A 1,813-nucleotide genomic window follows, 5' to 3' on the forward strand; every position below is an offset into this window, starting at 1 on the left:
CGGCCTGCGCCAGCGCGGGCGCGTCATTGGTGCCGTCTCCGCACATCGCCACCAATCGGCCGCCGGTCTGCTCCTTCCGGATCAGGGCCAGCTTGTCCTCGGGGGTTGCCTGGGCAAGGAAATCGTCCACCCCGGCCTCGGCAGCGATCGCGGCGGCGGTCAGCGGATTGTCGCCGGTGATCATCACCGTGCGGATGCCCATCTGGCGCAGCTCCCCGAACCGTTCGCGGATGCCAGCCTTCACCACGTCCTTGAGGAAGATCGCTCCCAGGAGCCGTCCATCCTGCACCACCGCCAGCGGCGTGCCGCCCCCCCGGGCAATCTCGTCGGTGATGCGGCGAAGCTCGGTCGCCGCCGCCGTCTCGCCAACGCCGGGGTTGGCGCGCAACACCGAATCAACCGCCCCCTTCTGGATCAACGAGCCCCCGGCCCTGACGCCGGAAAGCCGCGTCTGGGCGGTGAACGGGATCACCTCCGCTCCATCGGGCAACGTCGTGATGGTGACGCCGAACGCCTCACGCGCCAGCATCACGATCGAGCGGCCCTCCGGCGTCTCGTCCGCCAGGCTCGCCAGGAGCGCGGCTTCGGCGAGCGCCTGCACGCTGGTGCCGCTGATCGCGCGAAACTCGCTCGCCGCCCGGTCGCCGACGGTGATCGTGCCCGTCTTGTCGAGCAGCAGCACGTCAACGTCCCCCGCCGCCTCCACCGCGCGGCCGGATTTGGCGAGCACGTTGAACCGCACCAGCCGGTCCATGCCAGCGATGCCGATCGCGGAGAGCAGCGCCGCGATCGTCGTCGGGATCAGCGTGATGAGCAATGCGACGAGCATCGCCACCGGGATCCCGCCGCCGGCATAGGAGGCGAAGCCGGGGATCGTGGCCACAGCGATGAGGAAGATGATCGTCAGCCCGACGAGCAGGATCGTCAGCGCGATCTCGTTCGGCGTCTTCTGCCGCTCCGCCCCCTCGACCAGCGCGATCATCCGATCGAGAAAGCCCTTGCCGGGCTCCACCGTCACCTTCACGCGGATCTCGTCCGAGATGACGCGCGTACCCGCGGTGACGGCTGACCGATCACCGCCCGCCTCGCGGATCACCGGCGCGCTTTCGCCCGTGATCGCGGCCTCGTTGACGCTGGCGACGCCCGCGACGACTTCGCCATCGGAGGGGATCAGGTCATTGGTCTCGACCAGCACGATATCGCCGACCTTCAGCTGGCTCGCGGGGACATCGTCATATTGACGGCCGTCGCCCTTCAGCCGCTTGGCGGTCAGTTCCGCCTTGGTCGCGCGCAAGCTGGCAGCCTGCGCCTTCCCACGCCCTTCGGCCAGCGCCTCGGCAAAGGTGCCGAACAGCACCGTCAGCCACAGCCAGACGGCGAGCTGCGCCTTGAAGGCGACGCTGAGATCGTCGTGTCCGACGACAAGCAGGATCGTCATCAGCAGTGCGACGACCGCGGTGACGAACATCACCGGGTTACGGACGAGTTCCCTGGGATTGAGCTTCAGGAACGAAGCCTTGACCGCCGGCACGACCAGATCGGCCGTGAACAGGCTCTTGGCCGAAGTTTTTTGAGATTGGGCTTTTGCCATGGTGGCCCCCGATCAGAACAGCTGGCCGCGGATCATCGCGAGATGATCGGCGATGGGACCGAGCGCGAGGCTCGGCAGGAAGGTGAGACCGCCCAGGATCAGCACGATGCCGACCAGCAGGCCGATCCACAGACCACCGGTGGTCGGGAACGAGCCCGCGCTTTCCGGCGTGTGCTTCTTGGCCGCAAGACCACCGGCGATCGCCAGCATCGGCACGATGAC

General features: G+C 67.8%; 2 protein-coding genes. Both read right to left on the reverse strand.

Annotation, left to right across the window (positions count from 1 at the left end):
• The coding region (gene kdpB / locus XM50_RS00200; protein ID WP_046406339.1) for a potassium-transporting ATPase subunit KdpB at positions 1–1,591 on the reverse strand (1,591 nt) is incomplete at its 3' end.
• Between the two features lie 12 nt (positions 1,592–1,603).
• A partial coding sequence (locus XM50_RS00205) for a potassium-transporting ATPase subunit KdpA (protein ID WP_046406340.1) occupies positions 1,604–1,813 on the reverse strand: 210 nt, incomplete at its 5' end.

This window comes from Sphingomonas sp. Ag1 (genome assembly GCF_000980895.1).
GTDB classification, from domain to species: domain Bacteria; phylum Pseudomonadota; class Alphaproteobacteria; order Sphingomonadales; family Sphingomonadaceae; genus Sphingomonas; species Sphingomonas panaciterrae.